Origin of the sequence: Pseudomonas sp. fls2-241-R2A-110 (genome assembly GCF_030209165.1) — a bacterium.
Classification (GTDB): domain Bacteria; phylum Pseudomonadota; class Gammaproteobacteria; order Pseudomonadales; family Pseudomonadaceae; genus Aquipseudomonas.
In genome coordinates, this window is record NZ_JARVSN010000042.1 from 1 (window position 1) to 20,967 (window position 20,967).

Below are 20,967 nucleotides of genomic sequence, written 5' to 3' on the forward strand. Positions count from 1 at the left end.
AAAAGCGCTTGGTTACTTGGCGCTCTTCCAAGTGACCCGCCGTCAGGGCGGAACCGCCAGCCGTCGTTACCGCAGCAACGGATATGTACCCAACCCGCAACCCCAAAACGTTCTTAAGTGAACAGCATTACGCACACGCGGGGCGTTTTCGTTAACCTGAAGCAACGCACTTCGCAGCCCCGCCACTGACCAGAACGAGGCATCAGCACCCCATGATCATTTCATCCGCATCGGATTACCGTGAGGCCGCACGCCGCAAACTCCCGCGTTTTTTGTTCGATTACATTGATGGCGGCGCTTACGCCGAGCATACGTTGCGGGCCAACAGCGCTGACCTGACGGGCATCAGCCTGCGTCAGCGGATTCTGAAAAACGTCGAAACCCTGAGCCTGGGCACCACCCTCTTCGATCAGCCGCTTTCCATGCCCATCATTCTCGCCCCGGTCGGCCTGACCGGCATGTTCGCCCGCCGAGGTGAAGTGCAGGCTGTCAAAGCGGCGCAAAACAAAGGCATCCCGCTATGCCTGTCGACCGTATCGGTGTGTTCGATCGAGGAAGTCGTAGCGCAGAGTCAGCAATCCATCTGGTTTCAGCTGTATGTGTTGAAAGACCGGGGCTTCATGAAAAATGCGCTGGAGCGGGCGAAGGCGGCCGGGGTCAAGAACCTGGTATTTACCGTCGACATGCCCACCCCCGGCGCTCGCTACCGGGATGCACATTCGGGGATGTCCGGGCCTTTTGCGTCATCGCGGCGAATGTTGCAGGCCATGACCCGACCCGACTGGGCGTTCAACGTCGGCCTCATGGGGCGCCCGCATGATCTGGGCAATATCTCGAAGTACCTGGGCAAAGCCGTCACCCTCGAAGACTACATGGGTTGGTTGGCCAACAATTTCGACCCGTCGATCAGCTGGAGCGATCTGGAGTGGATTCGTGAGTTCTGGAAAGGCCCGATGATCATCAAGGGCATCCTCGACCCTCAGGATGCCAGGGATGCGGTGAGCTTCGGCGCGGACGGGATTGTGGTGTCGAACCACGGGGGGCGGCAGCTCGATGGGGTGCTTTCTACTGCCAAGGCACTGCCGCCGATCATGCAGGCGGTGGGGAATGACCTGACGGTGCTGGTCGATTCGGGGATCCGCTCCGGGCTCGATGTGGTGCGGATGTTGGCGTTGGGGGCGAAAGGCGTATTGCTGGGTCGGTCGATGGCTTATGCATTGGCGGCTGATGGCCAGCGTGGGGTGGAAAACATGCTGGATATTTTCGCCAAGGAGATGCGTGTGGCGATGACGTTGACCGGGGTGACTTCGATTGGTCAGATTGATGAGTCGACGTTGGTGGGGGCTGGTGTTCGTTGAGCTGATGCGATTTGGGGGCTGATCCGTTATTTAGGTGATGGCTGCTTAGGGTTCCGCCCTGACGGCGGGTCACTTGGAAGAGCCTGCCCGGCCCGACGCCAAGTAACCAAGCACTTTTGCCCCTGACGCTCGGCCTCTCGAGGGGGCGTGTGCATCAAGATCAAAAGCTGAAGGCGAGCTAACGCACGACCTGATGAGTGGTGAAGATCAACAGCTTTGCGCCGATCCGCTTTTATGTGGGAGTGAGCTTGCTCGCGATGCTTTGGCTTTTCCTTTCGATCTTGGTCGGGTTGCCCCTCGCCTGGAAATCCGTCAGTCGATATTTTTCAGAACTTCAAACGTGACTTGATCGGGATAAAACGCCACGTATCCGCGAATCTGTTCTACGGACACTTTGGGGTTTTCATAGCGCCACACTGCATTCGCGGCCTCATGCCCCGTGACTTTCAAACTGTAGTAAGTGGCGTCGCCCTTGTAGGGGCAATAGGTTGTGTGGTCGGTACGCGCGAAATATTGTTCGGCGATGTCCTCCCACGGAACGTAGTACACCGGAGGATAATTGGCTTCCAGCATCACCAGCGCACGTGTCGAGGCGGCGACTTGAATACCGTGATACTTCACCAACAGGGTGCCCGGCTGTTCCGCGATGGTAATGACAGGACTGGGACCAGTGCTTTTCATGGAATGCGTTCCTCATGACGGTGATAGACCTGTGCGGCGCGCTGCGACGCCAAAACCTGAGACCAGGGTTTATCAGGTATAACGCAATTTTCGCGACAATGACTGTCTCACAGCTGAACGGGCCGTTTGGGTCGTCGCAACCTGACGCAATAGCTTAGCCTGTACATCCATACAGATAAAGATTGCTCCATCGCTCGCCACCGGCCATTCTGTGCGCCTCTTGCCAACTTGATGAACGATGGTGGTTATGCGGCTGTACCTCTGTGAGAAACCTTCCCAGGCCAAAGACATCGCGGCCGTGCTCGGCGCCAAACGGCGTGGCGACGGTTGCTGGCTGGGAACAGACGTCACGGTTACCTGGTGCATTGGCCATCTGCTGGAAACCGCACCGCCGGACGCCTACGACGCACGTTACAAGCGCTGGGTGCTGGCGGACCTGCCGATCATTCCCGACAAATGGAAGATGACCGTCAAGCCGCGCACGGCCAGTCAGTACAAGGCCGTCAAACGCCTGCTTGGCGAGGCCGATGAACTGGTGATTGCCACCGACGCCGACCGTGAGGGCGAAATGATCGCCCGGGAGCTGGTGGAACATTGCCGTTATCGTGGGCCGATCCGTCGGCTGTGGCTGTCGGCGCTGGACGATGCCTCGATACGCAAGGCGCTGGCGGCGCTCAAACCGGGTGAAGAAACCTTCAGCCTTTATCACTCGGCGCTGGGACGGTCCCGGGCCGATTGGCTGATCGGCATGAACATGAGCCGGTTGTTCACGCTACTGGGGCGTCAGTCCGGTTATCAGGGCGTATTGCCGGTGGGCCGGGTGCAGACGCCGACTTTGCGCCTGGTGGTGGACCGCGATCGCAGCATTGCCGATTTCGTCCCGGTCGCCTACTGGGCCATTGACGTGCAGCTGCTGCACGATGGCACCGCGTTCACCGCGCAATGGCGTGCGGTATCCGACGCCTGTGACGATCAGGATCGCTGCCTGAACCAGCCGCTAGCCCAGCAAGCAGCCGCCGCACTGCGCGGTGCCGCGAGTGCCCGGGTGATCAAGCTGCGCACCGAACGGATGCGTGAAGTCGCACCGTTACCGTTCGATCTGGGCACGCTGCAGGAAGTCTGTTCGAAGAAACTCGGGCTCGGCGCCCAGGAAACCCTCGACATCGCCCAGGCGCTTTATGAAACCCACAAGGTCATCACCTACCCGCGCAGCGATTGCGGCTTCCTGCCCCTGAGCCAGCACAGCGAAGCGCCAGGCATTCTCGCCGCGCTGCGCCAGGCCGACCCGTCGCTGAACGCCTTGAACGACCACCTGCAGCCCCAGCGCCGCTCACGGGCCTGGAACGATGCCAAGGTCACGGCGCACCACGGCATCATCCCGACCGCCGCCGCCAAGAATCTCGATCGGCTGGTAGGCAAGCAGCGCGCGGTCTACACGCTGATCCGCGCGCGTTATCTGGCGCAGTTCCTGCCCAACCATGAATACGACCGCACCCAGGCCGACTTCGATTGCGCCGGCGAAGCCTTGCGTGCCGTCGGCAAGCAAATCGTCGAACCGGGCTGGAAACGTGCCCTGCCCGAGGCGCTCGCCCCGGCGAAAGGCCGTGAGGCACCGGCGCCACAACCGCTGCCGGCATTGGCCGAAGGGCTTGATTGCGCCGTCGCCGAGGTCAAGCTCAAGGACCTCTGGACGCAACCGCCCAAGCCGTTCACCGAAGGCGACCTGATCAAGGCAATGAAGAATGTCGCGAAACTGGTGGAGGATCCGCTGCTCAAGCAAAAACTCAAGGACACCACCGGCATCGGCACCGAGGCGACACGCGCCTCGATCATTCAGGGCCTACTGGATCGCGGTTACCTGATCAAGAACGGCAAGGCCCTCGCCGCTACCCCCGCCGCCTTCAGCCTGATCGATGCGGTGCCGCGCGCAATTGCCGACCCGGGGACCACGGCCATCTGGGAGCAGGCGCTGGACATGGTGCAAAGCGGCGAGATGAGCCTGGAAGAATTCGTCACCAAGCAGGCGGCGTGGATGAGCAAGCAGGTCGCCCGTTGCGCCGGTCTGAGCCTGACCATCAGCGGTCCGGCAAGCCCCGCCGGTCGTGGCGCCACACCGTGGAAAAACAAACGCAAGCCCACCAAACGAAAGCCGTCGACGGGCACCAAGCGCGTGGCAAAACCGGCCAGTAAAGCTTGAGGGCACTTCGAATGGACGGTGATGGTCTAGTGTTCTTCAAGCTCACGACCGCCTATTTCTGACAAGACATCGCAGCCTCGTTTCACTCGACAGCTGCCACAGGGAAAATATTTATGATTACCGTGCACCACCTGAACAACTCCCGCTCCCAACGGATTCTCTGGTTGCTGGAAGAACTGGCCATCCCTTATGAGCTGAAAACCTACCAGCGTGACCCCAAGACCAACCTGGCACCGCCAGAACTGAAAGCGGTCAACGCCCTGGGCAAGTCGCCGGTGATCGAAGATGGCGCGCAGAAAGTCATCGAGTCCGCCGCGATCATCGACTACCTGATTCGCCGTCATGGCCAGGGACGCCTGCAACCCGATCCATCCACCGCCGCCTACGATGAATACATCCAGTGGCTGCACTTTGCCGAAGGCTCGGCCATGCTGCCGCTAATGCTGAACTTGTACGTCGGGCGCCTCGGTGAAGCCGGTGCGCCGTTGCATCCGCGTATCAACTCGGAAGTGGCCAACTACCTTGGCTACCTCGACACGGCACTGAGCCAGTCCCCGTTCTTGCTCGGCGACGAGTTCAGCGCCGCCGATATCCAGATGAGTTTCATCGGCGAGATCGCCAGAGCCCAGGGCAAACTCGGCAGCTATCCTCATGTGACCGCGTGGATTGAACGGTTCCAGGCCCGCCCTGCTTATGCCGCCGCTTTGAAAAAAGGCGGGAAGTACGACTTCGCGCCCCACTGAGTGATCCCGAACGGGCCACGGATGGCCCAGCGATCAGGAGCGACCCCGCATGCCTTCAATTGAGCTGCGCGCCGCGCACCGCGATGAAGTGGAAACCATCGAAAACCTGATGCAGTTCTACCTGTACGACTTGAGCGAATGGCTGCCGTTGAAACTCGGTGAACACGGGTTCTTCAACTTCCAGCCCGCTTGGGATTACTGGCGTAAACCCGCGACCCGGCCGTTTCTGATCAGGGTGGACGCAGAACTGGCCGGTTTCGTGACCGTGGACGACAACACCCATATCGACGGTGCCGACTACAACATCGGCTATCTCTTTGTCAGTCGACGCTTTCGTGGCCAAGGTGTCGCGAAGTTTGTCGTTTCCACCCTCTTGAGCCAGCTCCCCGGTCAATGGCAGATTTTCCACATCGACGCGAACCAGCCGGCCCGGCTGTTCTGGGCCAACGTCATGCCCGAACTCGCCGGCACTGACTTCACCCTGCACCAGCGTCCGGTAGACGGTTATCCCTGCACCTTCTACCGCTTCCAGCGTTTGCCGTCATCGGCCTGACAGACCCGCCTCGCCCACCCTTTTTTAATTCCAAACGGCTTTGTCCGACAATATGTAGTGACCAAAAATAATCACTACATAACGGTTGACGCCTTCGATTTGCCCTTGCATGATGCAGACATCTCCCCGATCGGGAGTACAGCAACATGTTTGAGCAAGCTCGTCTGACCGCCGAGCTGTTTTTCCCGGATACACGCTGCCCACAAGGCAGATTGAAGAAGCTGACCTGGCCCGAACGTCCAGTACAAGGACGAGAAGCGCTGGCGATCAATCCTCATGAAGCTTGTGGCCGACCCTGAAAAAGTCGGCAGTGGCCTCCAGGTTTTCGCTGCTTCTCCTCGTTGTGACGCTAACGCGTAGCAGTTATTCAACACGACTACATGCAACAGACGCGCAACCCCGTCGATTTGACGGCCGACCGCTGACGTCCTGGTTTCGGTGCCAGGGATCAACTAACCGATGGGCTACTTGTATTAGCGAATCAACTTTGAAAGATCACCAAATGGTCAAGGGGCATATTATGAATCTGAACAATCAACCTACTATCGATGAACTGGCTCGTATCTTCGCTGCGCAAAAAGACAGCCACGACAGCCACATTCTGTGGATCAGCAAATCGGGCCAGGTTCATATCGACTGCCTGTCGCCTCACGCTCATGAAGCGGAGTTCGACCAGAACAACCAGAACCTGCTCGCTCGACTGAAGATGTACCGTCGCGGCCAGGGCTATGTCGGCAAGAAAGCTGCAGCCGACAGGGACTTCATCGGTAACGTTCTGCAAACGCTGAAACAGGCATGGGCCTCGATGCAGAACCAGAATGAAGTTCGGGTGATTGACCGGTTCTACTGAAATCCGCCAAGGGTTTACCCCGCCTCTGAACAATAAAAAGGCCCCGCTCGAATGATCGAGCGGGGCCTTTTTTTGTTTGTCTTGTGTGCGCTAAATAAAGCTATCGTTACACCTACGTGCGGCCAGCCCTTGGAGACTTGCGATGAAAAATACCCTGACTGTTCTGCTGTGGTTGGCAATCGCCAATGCCGCCCATGCCGATATTTCCAGCCTGCCTTCATTCGATGCAGACTGCCCCGGAAAAATAGCGGTACATGCGGACTCCGGAGGCCCGGTCACCATCGGCGGCAAGGAAGCCGAAACCAAATCCATCGATGATCGCCACTTCGAAGCCAAGGCTTCGGGTATTACTGTTTCGATTGAAGTAATCGATGACGATACGGTCAAGGTGACAGCCGCCGGCAAGGGCTCGAATGGTGTGTGCCCAACACTGGATGATTGATCCTGTCGACTAACGAGCCACCGTCCCCAACACCAGATTCATAAACGCCACCGACGCTGCGCTGTGATAGTTGTTTTTACGCCGCAGCAACGCAGCGCCCCGGGTGGGCGCCTCTCCTTGCAACGGGATTTTTCGCAATGCCCGGTCCTGGGTGGCAATAGGCTCCGGGAGAATGGTGGCAATGGCCGTGTGCCGAATGACTTCCAGCAAGGTGTTCACCGAGTTGACCTCGATGACCACCTTCGGCGTGATCTGCTCCTGGGCAAAATACTCATTGATGCGGGTACGGGTGACGAAGCCAGGCGCCAGCAGCGCGAAGTCCAGTTGCGCCACCTGTTCAGCGGACAGTGCGACCTGGCTTTCATACAACGGATGATCGCGCCCCACCATCACGCCCAACGTCTCGGTAAACGCCGGGATGGATTCGATGTCGGCATTTCTGACTTGGGTAAACGCGATGGCAACGTCCAGTGAGTCATCGAGCAGCCCGGCCTCGATGTCGTCCATCGACAGCTCGAAAATCTCCAGGTGAATGTTCGGAAATTGCGCCACGTAATCGCGCACCAACGGCCCCACCAGGTACGCCATGAACGTCGGCGTCATGGCCAGGCGCAAGCTGCCGCGGGACAAGTCCTTGACGTCATGCAGCGCACGTTTCCCCGCTTCCAGCTCGACCAATACCCGACGTGCACACTCGATGTAGGCCGCCCCGGCATCGGTCGGTTTGACCGTGCGCGAGGTTCGGTCGAACAGGCTCACGCCGAGGGTTTCTTCCAGCTGGCGGATCTGCTGGGACAGGGTCGGCTGTGAAACGTGCAGCGCCTCGGCAGCGCGGGTAAAGCCGCCGTGGTCGGCAACCGCCAGCAAATAACGAAGATGTCGCAGCAACATGGGGCTCACCATCTATAGGCAGGACTTATGCGCAGCATTGTATATCGGTCTTGGACGCTATTGATCAATCGGCAGAAGATTGCTTCACACCCAAGCAATACCACCCCGATAGGAGAATCACCATGCAACAGTCCCACGCTTACAACGACCCAAGCCTGGCCCTGACCACGTCGATTCTCGATGCCAAGGCGCGTAAAAATCTGTCCTGGCAGGACCTGACCGACGGCACCGGCCTGGGCCTGGCCTACGTCACCGCCGCCCTGCTCGGCCAGCACCCACTGCCCGAATCCGCCGCCAAGGTCATTGGCGAGAAACTGGACCTGGACGCCGACGCCGTGGCCCGTCTGCAGATCATTCCGCTGCGCGGCAGCCTCTCCGGTGTTCCGACCGACCCGACCATCTACCGTTTCTACGAAATGATCCAGATCTACGGCACCACGCTCAAGGCCCTGGTCCATGAACAATTTGGCGACGGCATCATCAGCGCGATCAACTTCAAGCTCGACATGAAGAAAGTCGAAGACCCGGAAGGCGGTTCCCGCGCCGTGATTACCCTGGACGGCAAGTTCCTGCCTCTGCGTCCTTTCTAAGTTGAACCGGCCCGCACTCCGGTGCGGGCCAGACCCGATCCCCCAAACACGCTTTTGCGCTCACCACATTCGTCTGGAGGAGGCCCCATGAAAAAAATTCTGTTGGTTGTTTCCTTGCTGGCGGGCATCTCTGCCCAGGTTCACGCCCAGGACGCCGCCGTCGCTTACCAATATGGCATGCACCTGGATATCGCCCAGGTCGTGGCAATCACCCCGGTGGCCGATGTCTGCGGCGTGGTTCCAATGGAGATGACTTACCTCGACTCCAAAGGCGCGACCCACATTCTGCAATACAGCGAACTCGGCACCGGTTGCTCGAACTGAGCAGCCACTGTTAATCACTTATGAGGACGTCACCATGAAAGCGCTCATCGAAGGTTTTTTGAAGTTCCAGAACGAAGCTTTTCCGCAACGCACCGACCTGTTCAAACACCTGGCCACCACCCAGCATCCCGGCACATTGTTCATCACGTGTTCTGACAGTCGCGTGGTGCCGGAACTGCTGACCCAGCAAGAACCCGGCGAGCTGTTTGTGATCCGCAACGCCGGCAACATCGTGCCCTCCTACAGCCCGCATCCAGGTGGCGTGTCGGCCACGGTAGAATATGCCGTCGCGGTACTGGGCGTGACTGACATCGTGATTTGCGGCCATTCCGATTGCGGCGCGATGACCGCCATCGCCAAGTGTAAATGCATGGATCACTTGCCTGCCGTCAGCGGATGGTTGCAACACGCCGAGTCGGCCAAGGTTATCAACGAATCGCGCCCTCACGCCGATGACGCGGCGAAGGTGAGTTCGATGGTGCGCGAAAACGTCATCGCTCAACTGGCCAACATCCAGACCCACCCAAGCGTGCGCCTGGCCCAGGAAAAAGGTCAGTTGAACCTGCATGGCTGGGTCTATGACATCGAAACCGGTTCAATCGATGCGCTGGAAGCCAGTAGCCGCACCTTTGTGTCGCTGGCCGAACACCCAACGACCTGCGCCGTTTATGGCAAGACCGTTGAAGCGGCTTGATGGGTTTCAGAACGTGGCGAAAAGACGATCGACGCAGCGCTCCCGGTTTACGGAAGCGCTGCCTTTTAGACGATCGTGATGGTCACTTGTCGTCCGGTCTGGAGGACGATGACGACCGACGCTCAGAGGTTTCCTCGGCGTTGGGTGCCGTTGGAACGCTGCCTGGTGTGAACACGTGAGTGAGCAATTCCCTGGCATCGACCTCGACGACACCCGGCACCGAACGGGCCAGCGCAACGGCCTGCTCACATTGTTTATGGGTGATGACACGACCGCTCAACGCCACCGTTCCCGCATGGGTTTTGACATGGACCTGCATGGCAAGGCTGGGTTCGGCCAATGCCAGGGCCGACTTCACCCGGCCGGTGATCCACGTGTCGTGCACGACCGCTTCCAGATCATGAGAGTAATGCTGAAATGAATTAAGTTTCATGGCGAACCTCTCTCGAAACGCAGACGCAAACACACCTTAATTATAGTGCGCCTGGCGCCTGCGGTCGGAAAGTGATCAGCGTTTCACCGTCAGGTCCGTCTGGGTCATGCGACTGCGAACGGTGAACACCCCGTCGCCCGACAGAATGGCGCTACGGGCGAACAAACGGCCGCTCTCCCAGTTCGAAAGGCCCAGCTCCGGCTTGTTCAGCGCGTATTGGCCGTCGACCCAACGGGTGATGCCATTGCCGACAAATGGCGCGTTGACCGCATTGTAGAAACGCTCATGCGCCGCCGCATCCTCACTGATCAGCGACACGGTGAACTGCGGGCTGTAGCGATTGAACAAGGCGATGGCGCGGTCCAGGTCGTCGACGATGTTCAGGCTGACTTCCGGGGTTTCTTCCCATTCCCACTCGCGGCCCAACTGATCCTCTGGCAACGGCTCGGCCAAAGCTTCGGTCTGATAGCCTTCGGCGCGGTACACCTGGACGCTCGCGGTTTGCCATTCAGCCGGCAAGTACTGTTCGCTGCCCTCGACGATGTGCAACTTGCAGCCTTGGCCCCGAGCGGTGCCGGCCTGTTGCAGCGCGTCGAGGAACAACGGCACCAACTCCGAAGCGCGGTCACGCTGGATCAGGCAGACGTTCAGGGTGTTGCAGACCTTGCGGTCCAGGGAATTGCGCACCACGGCGGCGAAGCGCTCGGCGTCGGCGTCTTTATCGGCAATCAGCCAGGCGCCACCGGTGCCGTGCAGGCTGACGGCGGTGCCGGCCTGTTGGGCGATGCTGCCCAGTTGGCTGACTGCGCGACCCGAACCACGGGCCACCGCCAGTGACAAACGGCGGTCGGCAAACATCGCCCAGCCCGCCGCATGATTGACGCTTTCGACCAGCGACACCGCGCCGACCGGCAACCCGGCCTCGCTGAGTGCCGGGTTCAGTGCATGAGTGACAATCGCCTGGGCGGTGCCCAACGCATCGCTGCCAATGCGCAACACCGCGGTATTACCGGTGCGCAACACGCCAGCCGCGTCGGCGAAGACATTCGGCCGTCCTTCGAACACGAACGCGACGATGCCCAGCGGCGACACCACTTGCTCGACTTTCCATCCGTCGTGCTCGACGCAACTGATGACCTTGCCGCGAGTGGCCGGCGCATCGCGCCAGGCTCGCAGGCCGGCGATCATGTCGCGGCGCATGCGCTCATCCGCCAGCAGCCGTGTGGTGGAACGACCACGGGATTTGGCGCGTTCGATGTCGGCCAGGTTGGCGGCCTCGATCAAGGCCCAGCAATCCGGGTTTTCCAAACGTTGTGCAAAGAGATCGAAGAAGGTGCTGATCGCCTGATCCGGGACGCTCGACAGCGCGGTGAACGCCGCTTCGGCGCGCTCGATCGCGACGGCTGCCGCTTGCTGATCCACCACCGGGATGAGCAGCAACTCGCCGCTGACCTGCTCCACCAGCAAATGGTCCCCGGGCTGAAAGCGCGCAGCCAGTTCGGGGCTGACGACCGTGACACGATTACCGGCGAAAGGGATCGGCGTGCCAGCGACTAGACGTTCGAGCGCAAGAGACATGAAGCGGTTTCACCATGCAGGGGGCGGCTGGAAAATGTATAGGAAAATCCACGGAGCGTCATTAGCCCCGCCGCCCCGATTGCCTTAGAACACCGACCAGCCAATGCGCTGGCTCAACAACTCCAGCGCCGCCATCCCGGCCAGCGAGTTACCAGCGGCGTTCAATTCCGGTGACCAGACGCACACCGTGAACTGCCCCGGCACCACCGCGACAATCCCCCCGCCCACGCCGCTCTTGCCCGGCAGACCGACGCGATAGGCAAAGTTACCGGCCTCGTCATACAAACCGCTGGTGGCCATGATCGAATTGACCTGCTGAGTCTGGCGGGCGCTGAGAATCTGTTCGCCGCTGTGTTTGCAGAACCCGTCGTTGGCCAGGAAGCAGAACGCCCGGGCCAGGTCGACGCAATTCATGCGCAACGCGCAGTGACTGAAATAGCTGCGCAGCACCGCCTCGACGTCGTTGTGAAAGTTACCGAACGACTGCATCAGGTAAGCCATCGCCGCGTTACGCGCGCGGTGCTGGTATTCGGATTCGGCGACCTTGCCGTCCACCATCACCTGCGGATTGCCAGACAGCCGACGGACAAAATCGCGCATCGACAAGGCCGGCGCGGCAAAGCGTGACTGGTTGATGTCGCAGATCACCAGGGCACCGGCATTGATGAAGGGATTGCGCGGGCGGCCACGTTCGAATTCCAGCTGCACCAGCGAGTTGAACGGCTGGCCGGACGGCTCGTGGCCGAGGCGCTCCCAGATCGCTTCACCCGAGTGATCGATGGCCTGCACCAGGCTGAACACCTTGGAAATACTTTGCACCGAGAACGGCGTCTCGGCATCGCCCGCGCAATACAACTCGCCGTCGTTGCCATACACGGCAATGCCCAACTGATTGGCCGGGACCGTGCCGAGGGCAGGAATGTAGTCAGCCACTTTGCCCTGACCGATCAGCGGCCGGACGGCGTCAAGAATCTCGTTCAACAGCGCTTGCATGCCGGGTTCCGAAGTCTCGCCCCGAGGGATTGCGGGGACATGGAGGCTAGACGCCGTGGGTCGGCGCAGAATCACAGATTGCCCAAACACAATCTCAAAAAACACCGCGCCCCTGTGGGAGTGAGCTTGCTCGCGATGAGGCCAGATCAGTCAAATCAATGTTGACTGTCATTCCGCTATCGCGGGCAAGCTCGCTCCCACAGGAGATTGGTGTTGGCTATGTATCGGAGTGTGTACAGAGCCGCCCGCGACACACCCCATCCATAAAACCCCGCACCCGCGACACATCGCAGATACACCCGCTTGATGAACTGTGCCTGTCGATTGGCCTCGCCGATCAAAGCGCTCAACTCACTCAATGCTACGGAGTATCACCATGTTCAAGCTCTCGACTTCTTCCCTGACCCTCGGCCTGATCATCGCAGGCGGCCTGGCCCTGTCCAACGTGGCGTCGGCCTCCGAATCCGAGGCGTTCAGCATGAAACAACTGGCCCACGGCTACAGCCAGGTCCAGGCCGATACCGCAGAAAAACCCGCCGAAGGCAAATGTGGCGAAGGCAAGTGCGGCGCCGGCGAGTAACCCATTGCATGGGGCAACACGTTGCCCCGCTTCCCTGACAGAACGGAGACCCCGCCCATGACTTCTGCAATTTCGTCGGCCGTGAAAGGCCTGCACCTGAACCTCGACCGGGCCGGTAACTGGCTCGCGCCATTGACGCTACGGCTGTTCATTGCCTGGGAATTTTTCGAGTCGGGCCTGGAAAAATGGAACGGCGAAAACTGGTTCGCCGACATCCAGGACGCCTTCCCGTTTCCGTTCAACCACGTACCGGCCACCTTGAACTGGGAACTGTCGATGTGGGCCGAGCTGATTTGCGCCCTGGCCATACTCGTCGGCCTGGGGACACGTGTTTCGGCAATCATCCTGATCATCGTTACGGTCGTCGCGACCGCTGCCGTTCACTGGCCAGCCGATTGGTCTACATTGAGTGAGCTTGCTCAGGGTTATGCCATCAGCAACAAGGGGCACGGTAACTTCAAGCTGCCGCTGATCTACCTCGCAGCCCTTATGCCGCTGTTGCTCTCGGGTGCCGGCAAGCTCAGCCTGGATGCACTGTTGGCCCGATTCATCTGGCGTCGCACTCACCCTTGACCGACCAGAGGCTCGGGCGCGTCCTCCACTCCCTGAAAAAACGGAGCAATCGCCATGAGCCTTACTCTCTACGGTTTTGACGGCAGTACGTATGTGCGCACCGTGAAAATGCTGCTGTCAGAAAAAGACGCGGACTACGAACAAGTGCAGGTCAACGTGATCAAGGGCGAGCCGCACCTGCCCGAGCATTTGGTCCGCCACCCTTTCGGCAAGGTGCCGGTTATCGATCATGACGGATTTCGTGTGATCGAAACCGGCGCGATCGTCGCCTATCTGGACGAAGTCCTGCCCGGTCCGTCCATCACACCGGATAACGCCCACGACCGCGCCCGCACGCACATGGCCCAGGGAATTTACGATTCCTATGGCTATGGCAACCTGGTGCAGGTGTTCGGCTATCATCTTTTTCCTGACTTTATTGGCGGGCAGAATGAAGAAGCGCGCCGCAAAGGCATCGAAAACTCGAAACGGGTGCTGCGCGAACTGATGAAAATAAAAGGCACCGATCCGTATATTGCAGGTCTTGAACCCAGCATCGGCGACTTTTACCTCGCGCCGGGCTGCGCCTACATCGCGATGACGCCGGATGCGCCGCAGGTGTTCGCGGTGGAAGGTTTCGACGGATGGTGGAAACGCATGCAGTCTCTGCCAAGCTTCAAGGCCACACAGCCGCACTAAGCTTCATTCCACCTCACTTGCGAAAACAGGAGCCACCATGAGCGTGACCACCCAATGGATCGAGATCGACAGCGACGAAGGCACATTCGGCGCTTACCTGGCCATTCCGCATACCCGTAAAGGTCCGGGGATTGTGCTGATCCAGGAGATCTTCGGCGTGAATGAACACATCCGCTCGGTCGCCGAGCAATACGCTGCCGACGGCTACCTGGTCATCGCACCGGACCTGTTCTGGCGCAACGGCCACCGCATCGAACTGGGCTACGACGAAGCCGGCTGGAAACGCGCCGTCGAGTTGATGAACGCCACCGACATCGACAAGGCCCAGGCCGACATCAAACTGGCCATCGACGCACTCGATGCGCAGCCGGGCCTGGACGGCGGCATTGCCTCCATCGGTTATTGCTTTGGCGGCTTGCTGTCGTACCTCACCGCCGCCAACGGGCTGGTGGAAGTGGCCGTTGCTTATTACGGCGGCGGCATCCAGAACCATCTGGACCGCGCCGACGACATCGAGGTGCCGTTGCTGATGCACTTCGGCGAACAGGACAGCCACATTTCACTGGAAGCCGTGGAGAAAATCGCCGAGCGTTTCGAGAACAACGACAACGTGGAAATTGTTGTGTATCCAGACGCCGAACATGGTTTCAACTGCTCGCACCGTGACAGCTACAACCAGCGCGCCGCCGCTGAGGCCCACGGCAATACACTGATCTTTTTGGGTCAGGAACTGTAAAAGCAAATCAAAAAAAAGGGGCTTCCATCGCTCGGTGGAAGTCCCTTTTTTTCAGCGTCTTTGATGGCCCCTCGCGAGCAAGCCCGCTCCCACAAGGGATTTTCAGTGAACACAGCATTTGTGTTCAACGACGATCAACTGTGGGAGCGGGCTTGCTCGCGATGACGATCGTACATTCAGCATGGGGTGACGGGTATATCGCTTTCGCGAGCAAGCTCGCTCCCACAGGGGATTTTCAGTGAACACAGCATTTGTGTTCGACAAAGATCAAGTGTGGGAGCGGGCTTGCTCGCGATGGGAGCGCCTCGGTCTCAAGCCGTTTTCAACGCCCGGTTTCTTCAGCAGTGTCGATCACACCCGGTTTCGGCTGGTCGTTGCGTTCGTGAACATGACGATGCGGCGTACGGTCGATGTTCAGGCTCAGTATCTCCGGACGGCTGTAGTGACCGCGGCCGTCCATCTGGCGTTTACGGATTTCGATCTGGAACAGATCGATGTCGGCAATCACTTCGCCCTCGCCTTCGGTCAGTGCGCCGACGACTTCACCCTGAGGGTCAATGATCGCGGTGTAGCAGCCGCCGGAGATCGGCCCGATCTCGCAGCCGGTGTCGGCCATGATCTGGGCCTGCTGTTCCGGGTACAACCACGCCGTCGAGTTGACCACAAAGCACGCTGACTCCAGTGCGTGCATGCGGATGCTGACTTCCATCTGGCGAGTGAACAAAGGACCTGCGAACGAACCCGGGTACATCGAGGCGTGGATCTGTTCGCCGTCTTCGATCAAGGCGTAACGCGCCAGCGGATTGTAATGTTCCCAGCAGGCCAATTGACCGATGCGCCCGACCGCGCTGTCGGTGGCGCGCAGGCCAGAACCATCGCCCATGCCCCAGATCATGCGTTCGTGATAGGTCGGCGAAATCTTGCGACGCGCCTGAATCAGCGTGCCGTCGGCATCAAACAGCAACTGCGTGTTGTAGAGGGTGCTGCCATCGCGTTCATTGACGCCGATGGACACCACCATGTTGGCTTCCTTGGCTGCTTTGCCGATGGCATCGGTGGTTGCCGACGGCACGACAACGGCCTGGTCGAGCAATTTGTAGTGCTCGGAACCCATTTTGAAAGGGCTCTGCACGAAGGAAAAGTACGGGTAATACGGTACGACGGTTTCAGGGAAAACGGCGAACTGCACACCCTTCTCGCCGAGTTCGCGAATCTTGTTAACGACCTTTTCTACCGTGCCTTCACGGCTGTAGAGAACGGGGGCGATCTGGACGGCAGCGGCTTTGACAATGGTCATGGCGGTGATCTCACTGAGGGGATGGGCTTCAACGAGATCTAGATTACGGCAATCATATTTTGTCTTAAATGTCGAATGCACCACCTTTTAGGACACAGGGAAAATCAAGCTCGATGGGCGCGCTGAATCACCTGCGGTGGTTGCCCGAATGCACGGATAAAGGCGCGACGCATTCGCTCGCGGTCGCCAAACCCGGTGTCGGTCGCCACCACATCGATGGAATGCCGACCGGTTTCGATCATCAGCCGGGCCGCCTCCACCCGCAGGTTTTCGATGGCTTTGGCCGGGGTCTGGCCAGTTTCGGCATGGAACACCCGGCTGAACTGCCGGGGGCTGAGATGGGCCGCGCTGGCCAGTTCTTCCACCGACAGCGCCGATTTGAGGTGGTGTTTGGCGTAGGTCAATGCGGCCTGGATGCGATCGGTCTTGGGCTCGAGTTCGAGCATCACGGAAAACTGCGACTGGCCGCCCGCGCGCCGGTGATACACCACCAGTTGCCGGGCCACCTGGCGCGCGACTTCGGCGCCCAGGTCCTTCTCCACCAAGGCCAGCGCCAGGTCGACGCAAGCGCTCATGCCGGCAGCGGTCCAGATATTGCCATCGTTGATGAAGATACGGTCCTCTTCCACTTTCACCTTCGGGTACGCCCGCTGCAGCGCCGGGGCATGGCACCAGTGCGTGGTCGCCCGCTTGCCATCCAGCAGACCGGCTTCGGCCAGCGCGATAGCACCGGTGCAGATCGACCCCAGGCGCCGGGTGGTCTGGCGGGCGTTGCGCAGGAATTGCACCATGCCCGGCGATGTTGGCCGGATCAGGTTGTCGCCCATGACCAGCAGAGTATCGAACGCTCTCTTGTCGAACGCGTGGCTTGCCACGTCAAAACCGGCCGATGTCGGCACCGACCCACCGTGCTCGGACAGCAACGCAAGGCTGTACACCGGCTCCTCGGCGACGGTGTTGGCCAACTCGAAGGCGGCGCACATGGCGAGGCCCAAGACCTGGAAGCCTGGGTAAACGATGAGTCCGATGTTGTGCACGGGGCGTGTCCGTAAACGTGGCATGAGGGGATTCAAGTCATTGGATTGAACTCTACGCTTCTGCGCTTTCGGGTGAACAGTTCTTCGATCAGCGGATATCTATCCCCCCGTGTGTATTAGCCGCGTTACAACGTTCAGGTTCAACTGGAAGAACTAACATCGGGTCAAAAAACCAACGTGCTAATTGGGTCTATACCTAACGTGTAACTGTCGGCCATTCGAGGGAAAGGCCATGGATACCTCTAAGGATTCAGGTACTAACCTGGCCTTCTGGCTGCCTGGCAGTGCGGTCATCCTGAGTCTGGTGGTCTCGACGTTCGCCCTGACCCGCGAACCGTTCATGGAACCGCGTCCCATCGGCGCACAATTTCAGGCGCAACTGCCAATCGAAGCGCGATTGTGGCAAGACCCGTTTGATGCGCTGGAGCGTTATCGCAAAAAACTCAACGACGCCAAGAGTCCCGACGCCGGCCATTTATGCAACCCCTTGATCGCCCTGCCGCCCGAGGAATCCTCGGTTCCAGACATGATGGTGGCGCTGGTCGAGGGCGGCCCCTATGCCGATGAAGTCGAAAGGCGGCGGCGCATTCGTTACGCGTTGCTGGCAGGTTTCAAGAACTCGCACCGGGTGCCGGATCAAGAGCAATACATCCAGTGCCTGAAGCTTTCCGCTGATCTTTCAACCGACTCACCCAGCGAGACCAACTTCGCCGACATTCCCTACGAAATGTTTGTCGATAATCCCTTCGATCCACCGACCGATCCGCAAGACAAACCACTGCCGCCCAAACGCACGATCGTGTTCTGGCTGAAACAGGACGCACTCGGCACCACCCCGTTGCAAATGCTGGATAAATTGAACAAGACCCTGAGCGCCAAACTCCAGTTGGGGTGTTCCGCCCAAGCGTGTCCCCAACGGCCCGACGACGCCAATTTGAAAGTCATCGGCCCGGCCACTTCAACGGTCTTGCGCGGCATGTACCAGGATGAAGCCAACGCCCACGCAACACCGAACATCGAGATCTATTCCCCCCTGGCCACTGCCGACAACGAGACACTCGCCAAAAGCCTCCACCTCCCGGCGAAAGAACCGCCGGACAAACAGCCGATGAAACTGCTGCGCACCGTTAGTGACGACGGCACCATGACGCAATTGATGCTGGAGGAACTGAAACTGCGTCATGTCGATCCGGCAACCGGTTTGAAGTGCAACAAAGGCAGCTTGCGGCGGGTGGGTTCCGATTGCGCCCGGACCCGTTGGCCGCGCGCCGACCGCATCGCATTGATTTCCGAGTGGGACAGTTTCTACAGCCGTGCCTTGATCGAAAGCTTCAAGACCCAGGTCGCCGCGGATGCCGGCCTGCGCGAGAACAAGGAGAAGGCTGCTGTCGATCGCTGGATTCTGCGTTTCAGCTATTTGCGTGGCCTGGACGGACGCCTCCCCGAGGAAGCCGCCAGCTCTGACAAGGCAGCCAGCCCCGATGCCGGCAAAAACAAGGACGCCACGGCTATTGATCTGAGTCCGTTGGAAAAAGCCGACGGCAACTCCCAGCTGGATTATTTGCGCCGCCTCGCCGATCACATCGCCAGCGAAGACGCGACTTATCGACGAAACGGTGAAAGCGGCATCGGCGCCATCGGCATTCTGGGGGTCGATGCCTACGACAAACTGTTGGTGTTGCAGGCGCTCAAGAGCCGGATGCCGTACAAGCTGTACTTTTCCACCGACCTCGACGCCCGCATGCTGCAACGGGGCCAGGCTCAAACCACCCGCAACCTGATACTGGCAGCGCCTTACGGGCTGACGCTGACGCGAGCCCTGCAACAAGACGTTCCGCCGTTTCGCGACAGCTTGCAAAGCTCGGTGTTTGTCTCCGTCCTCGCGGCGCTGGCGCCACAGTCCTTCGACGCCAAGCGGGCGAAATTCGACTATTCGAAATCGGAGCTGCTATCGCCCGGCATCTACGAGGTCGGCATCAGCGGTTTCATTCCCTTGGCGAGTCCGGTGACCGGCATACGCCCGTTGAGTTGCGAAGCCCCGACACTGCTTTCGCGCTCGGACAGTGACTTGCGTCCACACGACTTGATGGCGTTGCGTTGCCTTCAAGACGCCTCGCCCCCGCCCTACCCGCAGGCCTCCCAGGCCGTGCGCGAGCAGTTCAAAGCCATTCAGTCGTTTTTCTGGGCCGGGCCGCTGACGTTCACCCTGCTGCTGATGGCCGGGTTCATTGCCTGGCGATGGATCTCGGGACCGAAGATCGACCCCGATACCAAGCTGGCCTGGGTGCGCGGCGTGCCCATGACGTTGTACATGGTCGCGGTGGCCTGTTCATTTATCGCCACGCGCTTCTGGCATGCCGAGTTTCTGTGGTTCACGTTCGTGCTGATCCTGCTGGGCATCATCTCGTCGAACCTGATCCGTCGTTCCCGGCAACAGGCCCACAGCAAAGACACGACGGCCAGCGCCGACAGCGGCTTTTACGACGCCTCGGCGTGGTACATCGTTGTCCCCCTCGTGGGGTTCATCCTCGCGTTGATGCTGGCGTATCAAATGCGCAGCACATTGACGGGCGAAGGCCTGGGTGAACCGATGTTTCTGTTTGAAGGCATCAGTGCCTGGCCGACCGTGGCGCTGCGCGTGGCCGCCGTACTGATATCGCTCTCGGCGCTGGCCTGGGGCTGGCGCAACCTGCGCGTCAACAGAGCCGAAATCGAAAGCGCCTACCATTTGCGCCAGTACATGCGCCGCTACCGGATCGGTGTATGCGGGCAGGTTCTGCGCTTTCTTCGCCACTGCAAGCGCTGGAACCTGCGGCGCAGGTGCAACGAACTGGGGAACGGCCTGCTGCTGATTTTTTTTCCGTTGATGAGTGCCAATGACGACTGGTCAAAACCCTGTCAGTCCGCTGAGGCCACCTGCGAGGACGGACGCAAAATGATCTCCATTGCACGCTTCTGGGGTGAACACTGCGTATGCGGATCGTTCGGTGCCCGACTGCTTCGCGCCCTGCTCGCCACCTGGGTTTTCGTCGTGGTCACCAGCGTGCTGTTCGTGGTGTGGCCCATGGAGCATTCTCCGGTGCGCGGCGATTCAATCGTGTGGATGCTCAGTTGGCTGATCCCCACCCTGGTGTTCCAGATGCTGGTGTTCTGGGTCGTGGATGCCAATCTGCTGCTGACGCGTTTCATCCGGCACCTGAGCGAACATCATGCGATCTGGCCCAAGTCGTTGCAGCTGGAACACCAGAAGATTTTCGGCATGCTCAAACACCCTTGCATCGACGAGTGGGTGGACATGCAGTTGATCGCCACCCGTACTTCGGCGGTCAGCCGCCTGATCTATGCACCAACGGTGGTCATGTTGATCCTGTTGGCGGCGCGCAGCAGCGTGTTCGATAACTGGCCGACCCCGCCCAGCGTGGTCATTTCGTTTTTAATCACGGCGCTGATCCTGCTCGCCTCCGCGCTGTCATTACGACGGGCAGCGGAAAAAGCGCGCACGGTCGCATTGCAACGGATCGATGCCTACCTGCTGCAAACGCCGAAAGCGCCAGGCCCCTACGAAAAATTCCAGATCATTCGCGAGCGCGTCGCGACGCTCAACAAAGGCTCGTTCTCGCGTTACTCCGAAGACCCGCTGATCCGCGCGCTGTTGCTGTCGCTGACCGGCATTGGCGGTTCGGCGATTGTCGATGCGTTGAACTATGCGAAGTTTTGAGCGCCCGGCACGGGCGCTGCG

The 20,967-nt window shown here is 59.7% G+C and carries 22 protein-coding genes; 15 read left to right on the forward strand and 7 right to left on the reverse strand.

From position 1 onward, the window contains the following. Positions 1-212 precede the first annotated feature (212 nt). A complete protein-coding gene (lldD, locus tag QRN31_RS29195) occupies positions 213-1,358 on the forward strand; it encodes an FMN-dependent L-lactate dehydrogenase LldD (RefSeq protein ID WP_285436246.1) in 1,146 nt (381 codons plus the stop codon). Between the two features lie 312 nt (positions 1,359-1,670). On the opposite strand, the gene QRN31_RS29200 is transcribed toward lldD, so the two are convergent. Beyond that, positions 1,671-2,039, reverse strand: a complete 369-nt coding sequence (locus QRN31_RS29200) for a DUF427 domain-containing protein (protein WP_285436247.1) — start codon at positions 2,037-2,039, stop codon at positions 1,671-1,673. A gap of 247 nt (positions 2,040-2,286) precedes the next feature. Between QRN31_RS29200 and QRN31_RS29205 the strand changes: the two genes are divergently transcribed. From QRN31_RS29205 to QRN31_RS29230, 6 genes are all read left to right on the forward strand, one after another. Beyond that, positions 2,287-4,236 carry a DNA topoisomerase III gene (locus QRN31_RS29205; protein ID WP_285436248.1) on the forward strand — a complete coding sequence of 650 codons (1,950 nt, stop codon included), beginning with the start codon at positions 2,287-2,289 and terminating at the stop codon, positions 4,234-4,236. A 113-nt stretch (positions 4,237-4,349) separates the two neighbouring features. Beyond that, positions 4,350-4,979 carry a glutathione S-transferase family protein gene (locus QRN31_RS29210; protein WP_285436249.1) on the forward strand — a complete coding sequence of 210 codons (630 nt, stop codon included), beginning with the start codon at positions 4,350-4,352 and terminating at the stop codon, positions 4,977-4,979. Positions 4,980-5,028: 49 nt separating this feature from the next. After that, positions 5,029-5,532, forward strand: a complete 504-nt coding sequence (locus tag QRN31_RS29215; protein WP_285436251.1) for a GNAT family N-acetyltransferase — start codon at positions 5,029-5,031, stop codon at positions 5,530-5,532. A gap of 146 nt (positions 5,533-5,678) precedes the next feature. Beyond that, positions 5,679-5,831, forward strand: coding sequence for a hypothetical protein (locus QRN31_RS29220; protein WP_007946257.1), 153 nt, complete (start codon positions 5,679-5,681; stop codon positions 5,829-5,831). A 221-nt stretch (positions 5,832-6,052) separates the two neighbouring features. Then, the gene (locus QRN31_RS29225) at positions 6,053-6,382 is read left to right on the forward strand and encodes a hypothetical protein (RefSeq protein ID WP_208667882.1); all 330 of its coding nucleotides are present in this window, start codon (positions 6,053-6,055) and stop codon (positions 6,380-6,382) included. 142 nt (positions 6,383-6,524) lie between these two features. Further along, complete coding sequence (locus QRN31_RS29230; RefSeq protein ID WP_285436253.1) at positions 6,525-6,824, forward strand: hypothetical protein; 300 nt, start codon at positions 6,525-6,527, stop codon at positions 6,822-6,824. Between the two features lie 9 nt (positions 6,825-6,833). Here the strand turns inward: QRN31_RS29230 and cynR are convergent, their stop codons facing one another. Next, positions 6,834-7,715, reverse strand: a complete 882-nt coding sequence (gene cynR, locus QRN31_RS29235; RefSeq protein WP_285436254.1) for a transcriptional regulator CynR — start codon at positions 7,713-7,715, stop codon at positions 6,834-6,836. Between the two features lie 122 nt (positions 7,716-7,837). Between cynR and cynS the strand changes: the two genes are divergently transcribed. The 3 genes from cynS to QRN31_RS29250 all read left to right on the forward strand — a co-directional run bounded on the left by cynS (position 7,838) and on the right by QRN31_RS29250 (position 9,323). Continuing rightward, positions 7,838-8,305 (forward strand): cyanase, encoded by a 468-nt coding sequence (gene cynS / locus QRN31_RS29240; RefSeq protein WP_201112519.1) that lies wholly within the window; start codon positions 7,838-7,840, stop codon positions 8,303-8,305. An 87-nt stretch (positions 8,306-8,392) separates the two neighbouring features. Continuing rightward, a complete protein-coding gene (locus tag QRN31_RS29245) occupies positions 8,393-8,629 on the forward strand; it encodes a DUF2790 domain-containing protein (protein WP_285436257.1) in 237 nt (78 codons plus the stop codon). Positions 8,630-8,663: 34 nt separating this feature from the next. Then, positions 8,664-9,323: a carbonic anhydrase gene (locus QRN31_RS29250; protein ID WP_222586105.1), complete on the forward strand. Its 660-nt coding sequence runs from the start codon at positions 8,664-8,666 to the stop codon at positions 9,321-9,323. A gap of 82 nt (positions 9,324-9,405) precedes the next feature. On the opposite strand, the gene QRN31_RS29255 is transcribed toward QRN31_RS29250, so the two are convergent. From QRN31_RS29255 to glsB, 3 genes are all read right to left on the reverse strand, one after another. Further along, a complete protein-coding gene (locus tag QRN31_RS29255; RefSeq protein ID WP_285436261.1) occupies positions 9,406-9,756 on the reverse strand; it encodes a BON domain-containing protein in 351 nt (116 codons plus the stop codon). 75 nt (positions 9,757-9,831) lie between these two features. Further along, the gene (locus QRN31_RS29260; protein ID WP_285436262.1) at positions 9,832-11,334 is read right to left on the reverse strand and encodes an aldehyde dehydrogenase family protein; all 1,503 of its coding nucleotides are present in this window, start codon (positions 11,332-11,334) and stop codon (positions 9,832-9,834) included. An 84-nt stretch (positions 11,335-11,418) separates the two neighbouring features. Then, positions 11,419-12,327 (reverse strand): glutaminase B, encoded by a 909-nt coding sequence (gene glsB, locus QRN31_RS29265; protein WP_285436263.1) that lies wholly within the window; start codon positions 12,325-12,327, stop codon positions 11,419-11,421. Between the two features lie 376 nt (positions 12,328-12,703). Between glsB and QRN31_RS29270 the strand changes: the two genes are divergently transcribed. The 4 genes from QRN31_RS29270 to QRN31_RS29285 are packed head-to-tail and all read left to right on the forward strand — an operon-like array spanning position 12,704 to position 14,894. Continuing rightward, on the forward strand, positions 12,704-12,907 hold the full coding sequence (locus QRN31_RS29270; protein ID WP_059405530.1) for an HvfA family oxazolone/thioamide-modified RiPP metallophore: 204 nt from the start codon (positions 12,704-12,706) through the stop codon (positions 12,905-12,907). A gap of 57 nt (positions 12,908-12,964) precedes the next feature. Beyond that, positions 12,965-13,480 (forward strand): HvfX family Cu-binding RiPP maturation protein, encoded by a 516-nt coding sequence (locus QRN31_RS29275; protein WP_285436266.1) that lies wholly within the window; start codon positions 12,965-12,967, stop codon positions 13,478-13,480. Between the two features lie 54 nt (positions 13,481-13,534). Next, complete coding sequence (locus QRN31_RS29280; RefSeq protein ID WP_090182999.1) at positions 13,535-14,158, forward strand: glutathione S-transferase family protein; 624 nt, start codon at positions 13,535-13,537, stop codon at positions 14,156-14,158. A gap of 37 nt (positions 14,159-14,195) precedes the next feature. Beyond that, positions 14,196-14,894 carry a dienelactone hydrolase family protein gene (locus QRN31_RS29285; RefSeq protein ID WP_285436267.1) on the forward strand — a complete coding sequence of 233 codons (699 nt, stop codon included), beginning with the start codon at positions 14,196-14,198 and terminating at the stop codon, positions 14,892-14,894. Positions 14,895-15,216: 322 nt separating this feature from the next. Here QRN31_RS29285 and QRN31_RS29290 read toward each other — a convergent pair whose 3' ends face one another. Next, positions 15,217-16,191 carry a nitrilase-related carbon-nitrogen hydrolase gene (locus tag QRN31_RS29290; protein ID WP_259154363.1) on the reverse strand — a complete coding sequence of 325 codons (975 nt, stop codon included), beginning with the start codon at positions 16,189-16,191 and terminating at the stop codon, positions 15,217-15,219. Between the two features lie 104 nt (positions 16,192-16,295). Beyond that, positions 16,296-17,228 carry a GlxA family transcriptional regulator gene (locus QRN31_RS29295; RefSeq protein WP_285436272.1) on the reverse strand — a complete coding sequence of 311 codons (933 nt, stop codon included), beginning with the start codon at positions 17,226-17,228 and terminating at the stop codon, positions 16,296-16,298. Positions 17,229-17,460: 232 nt separating this feature from the next. Between QRN31_RS29295 and QRN31_RS29300 the strand changes: the two genes are divergently transcribed. Then, positions 17,461-20,946 (forward strand): hypothetical protein, encoded by a 3,486-nt coding sequence (locus QRN31_RS29300; RefSeq protein ID WP_285436274.1) that lies wholly within the window; start codon positions 17,461-17,463, stop codon positions 20,944-20,946. The last annotated feature ends 21 nt before the right edge of the window (positions 20,947-20,967 follow it).

Bases quoted from the DNA above. Each gene is read 5' to 3' on its own strand.
- lldD (WP_285436246.1), top strand. From the start codon at position 213: ATGATCATTTCATCCGCATCGGATTACCGTGAGGCCGCACGCCGCAAA.
- QRN31_RS29200 (WP_285436247.1), bottom strand. From the start codon at position 2,039: ATGAAAAGCACTGGTCCCAGTCCTGTCATTACCATCGCGGAACAGCCG.
- QRN31_RS29205 (WP_285436248.1), top strand. From the start codon at position 2,287: ATGCGGCTGTACCTCTGTGAGAAACCTTCCCAGGCCAAAGACATCGCG.
- QRN31_RS29210 (WP_285436249.1), top strand. From the start codon at position 4,350: ATGATTACCGTGCACCACCTGAACAACTCCCGCTCCCAACGGATTCTC.
- QRN31_RS29215 (WP_285436251.1), top strand. From the start codon at position 5,029: ATGCCTTCAATTGAGCTGCGCGCCGCGCACCGCGATGAAGTGGAAACC.
- QRN31_RS29220 (WP_007946257.1), top strand. From the start codon at position 5,679: ATGTTTGAGCAAGCTCGTCTGACCGCCGAGCTGTTTTTCCCGGATACA.
- QRN31_RS29225 (WP_208667882.1), top strand. From the start codon at position 6,053: ATGAATCTGAACAATCAACCTACTATCGATGAACTGGCTCGTATCTTC.
- QRN31_RS29230 (WP_285436253.1), top strand. From the start codon at position 6,525: ATGAAAAATACCCTGACTGTTCTGCTGTGGTTGGCAATCGCCAATGCC.
- cynR (WP_285436254.1), bottom strand. From the start codon at position 7,715: ATGTTGCTGCGACATCTTCGTTATTTGCTGGCGGTTGCCGACCACGGC.
- cynS (WP_201112519.1), top strand. From the start codon at position 7,838: ATGCAACAGTCCCACGCTTACAACGACCCAAGCCTGGCCCTGACCACG.
- QRN31_RS29245 (WP_285436257.1), top strand. From the start codon at position 8,393: ATGAAAAAAATTCTGTTGGTTGTTTCCTTGCTGGCGGGCATCTCTGCC.
- QRN31_RS29250 (WP_222586105.1), top strand. From the start codon at position 8,664: ATGAAAGCGCTCATCGAAGGTTTTTTGAAGTTCCAGAACGAAGCTTTT.
- QRN31_RS29255 (WP_285436261.1), bottom strand. From the start codon at position 9,756: ATGAAACTTAATTCATTTCAGCATTACTCTCATGATCTGGAAGCGGTC.
- QRN31_RS29260 (WP_285436262.1), bottom strand. From the start codon at position 11,334: ATGTCTCTTGCGCTCGAACGTCTAGTCGCTGGCACGCCGATCCCTTTC.
- glsB (WP_285436263.1), bottom strand. From the start codon at position 12,327: ATGCAAGCGCTGTTGAACGAGATTCTTGACGCCGTCCGGCCGCTGATC.
- QRN31_RS29270 (WP_059405530.1), top strand. From the start codon at position 12,704: ATGTTCAAGCTCTCGACTTCTTCCCTGACCCTCGGCCTGATCATCGCA.
- QRN31_RS29275 (WP_285436266.1), top strand. From the start codon at position 12,965: ATGACTTCTGCAATTTCGTCGGCCGTGAAAGGCCTGCACCTGAACCTC.
- QRN31_RS29280 (WP_090182999.1), top strand. From the start codon at position 13,535: ATGAGCCTTACTCTCTACGGTTTTGACGGCAGTACGTATGTGCGCACC.
- QRN31_RS29285 (WP_285436267.1), top strand. From the start codon at position 14,196: ATGAGCGTGACCACCCAATGGATCGAGATCGACAGCGACGAAGGCACA.
- QRN31_RS29290 (WP_259154363.1), bottom strand. From the start codon at position 16,191: ATGACCATTGTCAAAGCCGCTGCCGTCCAGATCGCCCCCGTTCTCTAC.
- QRN31_RS29300 (WP_285436274.1), top strand. From the start codon at position 17,461: ATGGATACCTCTAAGGATTCAGGTACTAACCTGGCCTTCTGGCTGCCT.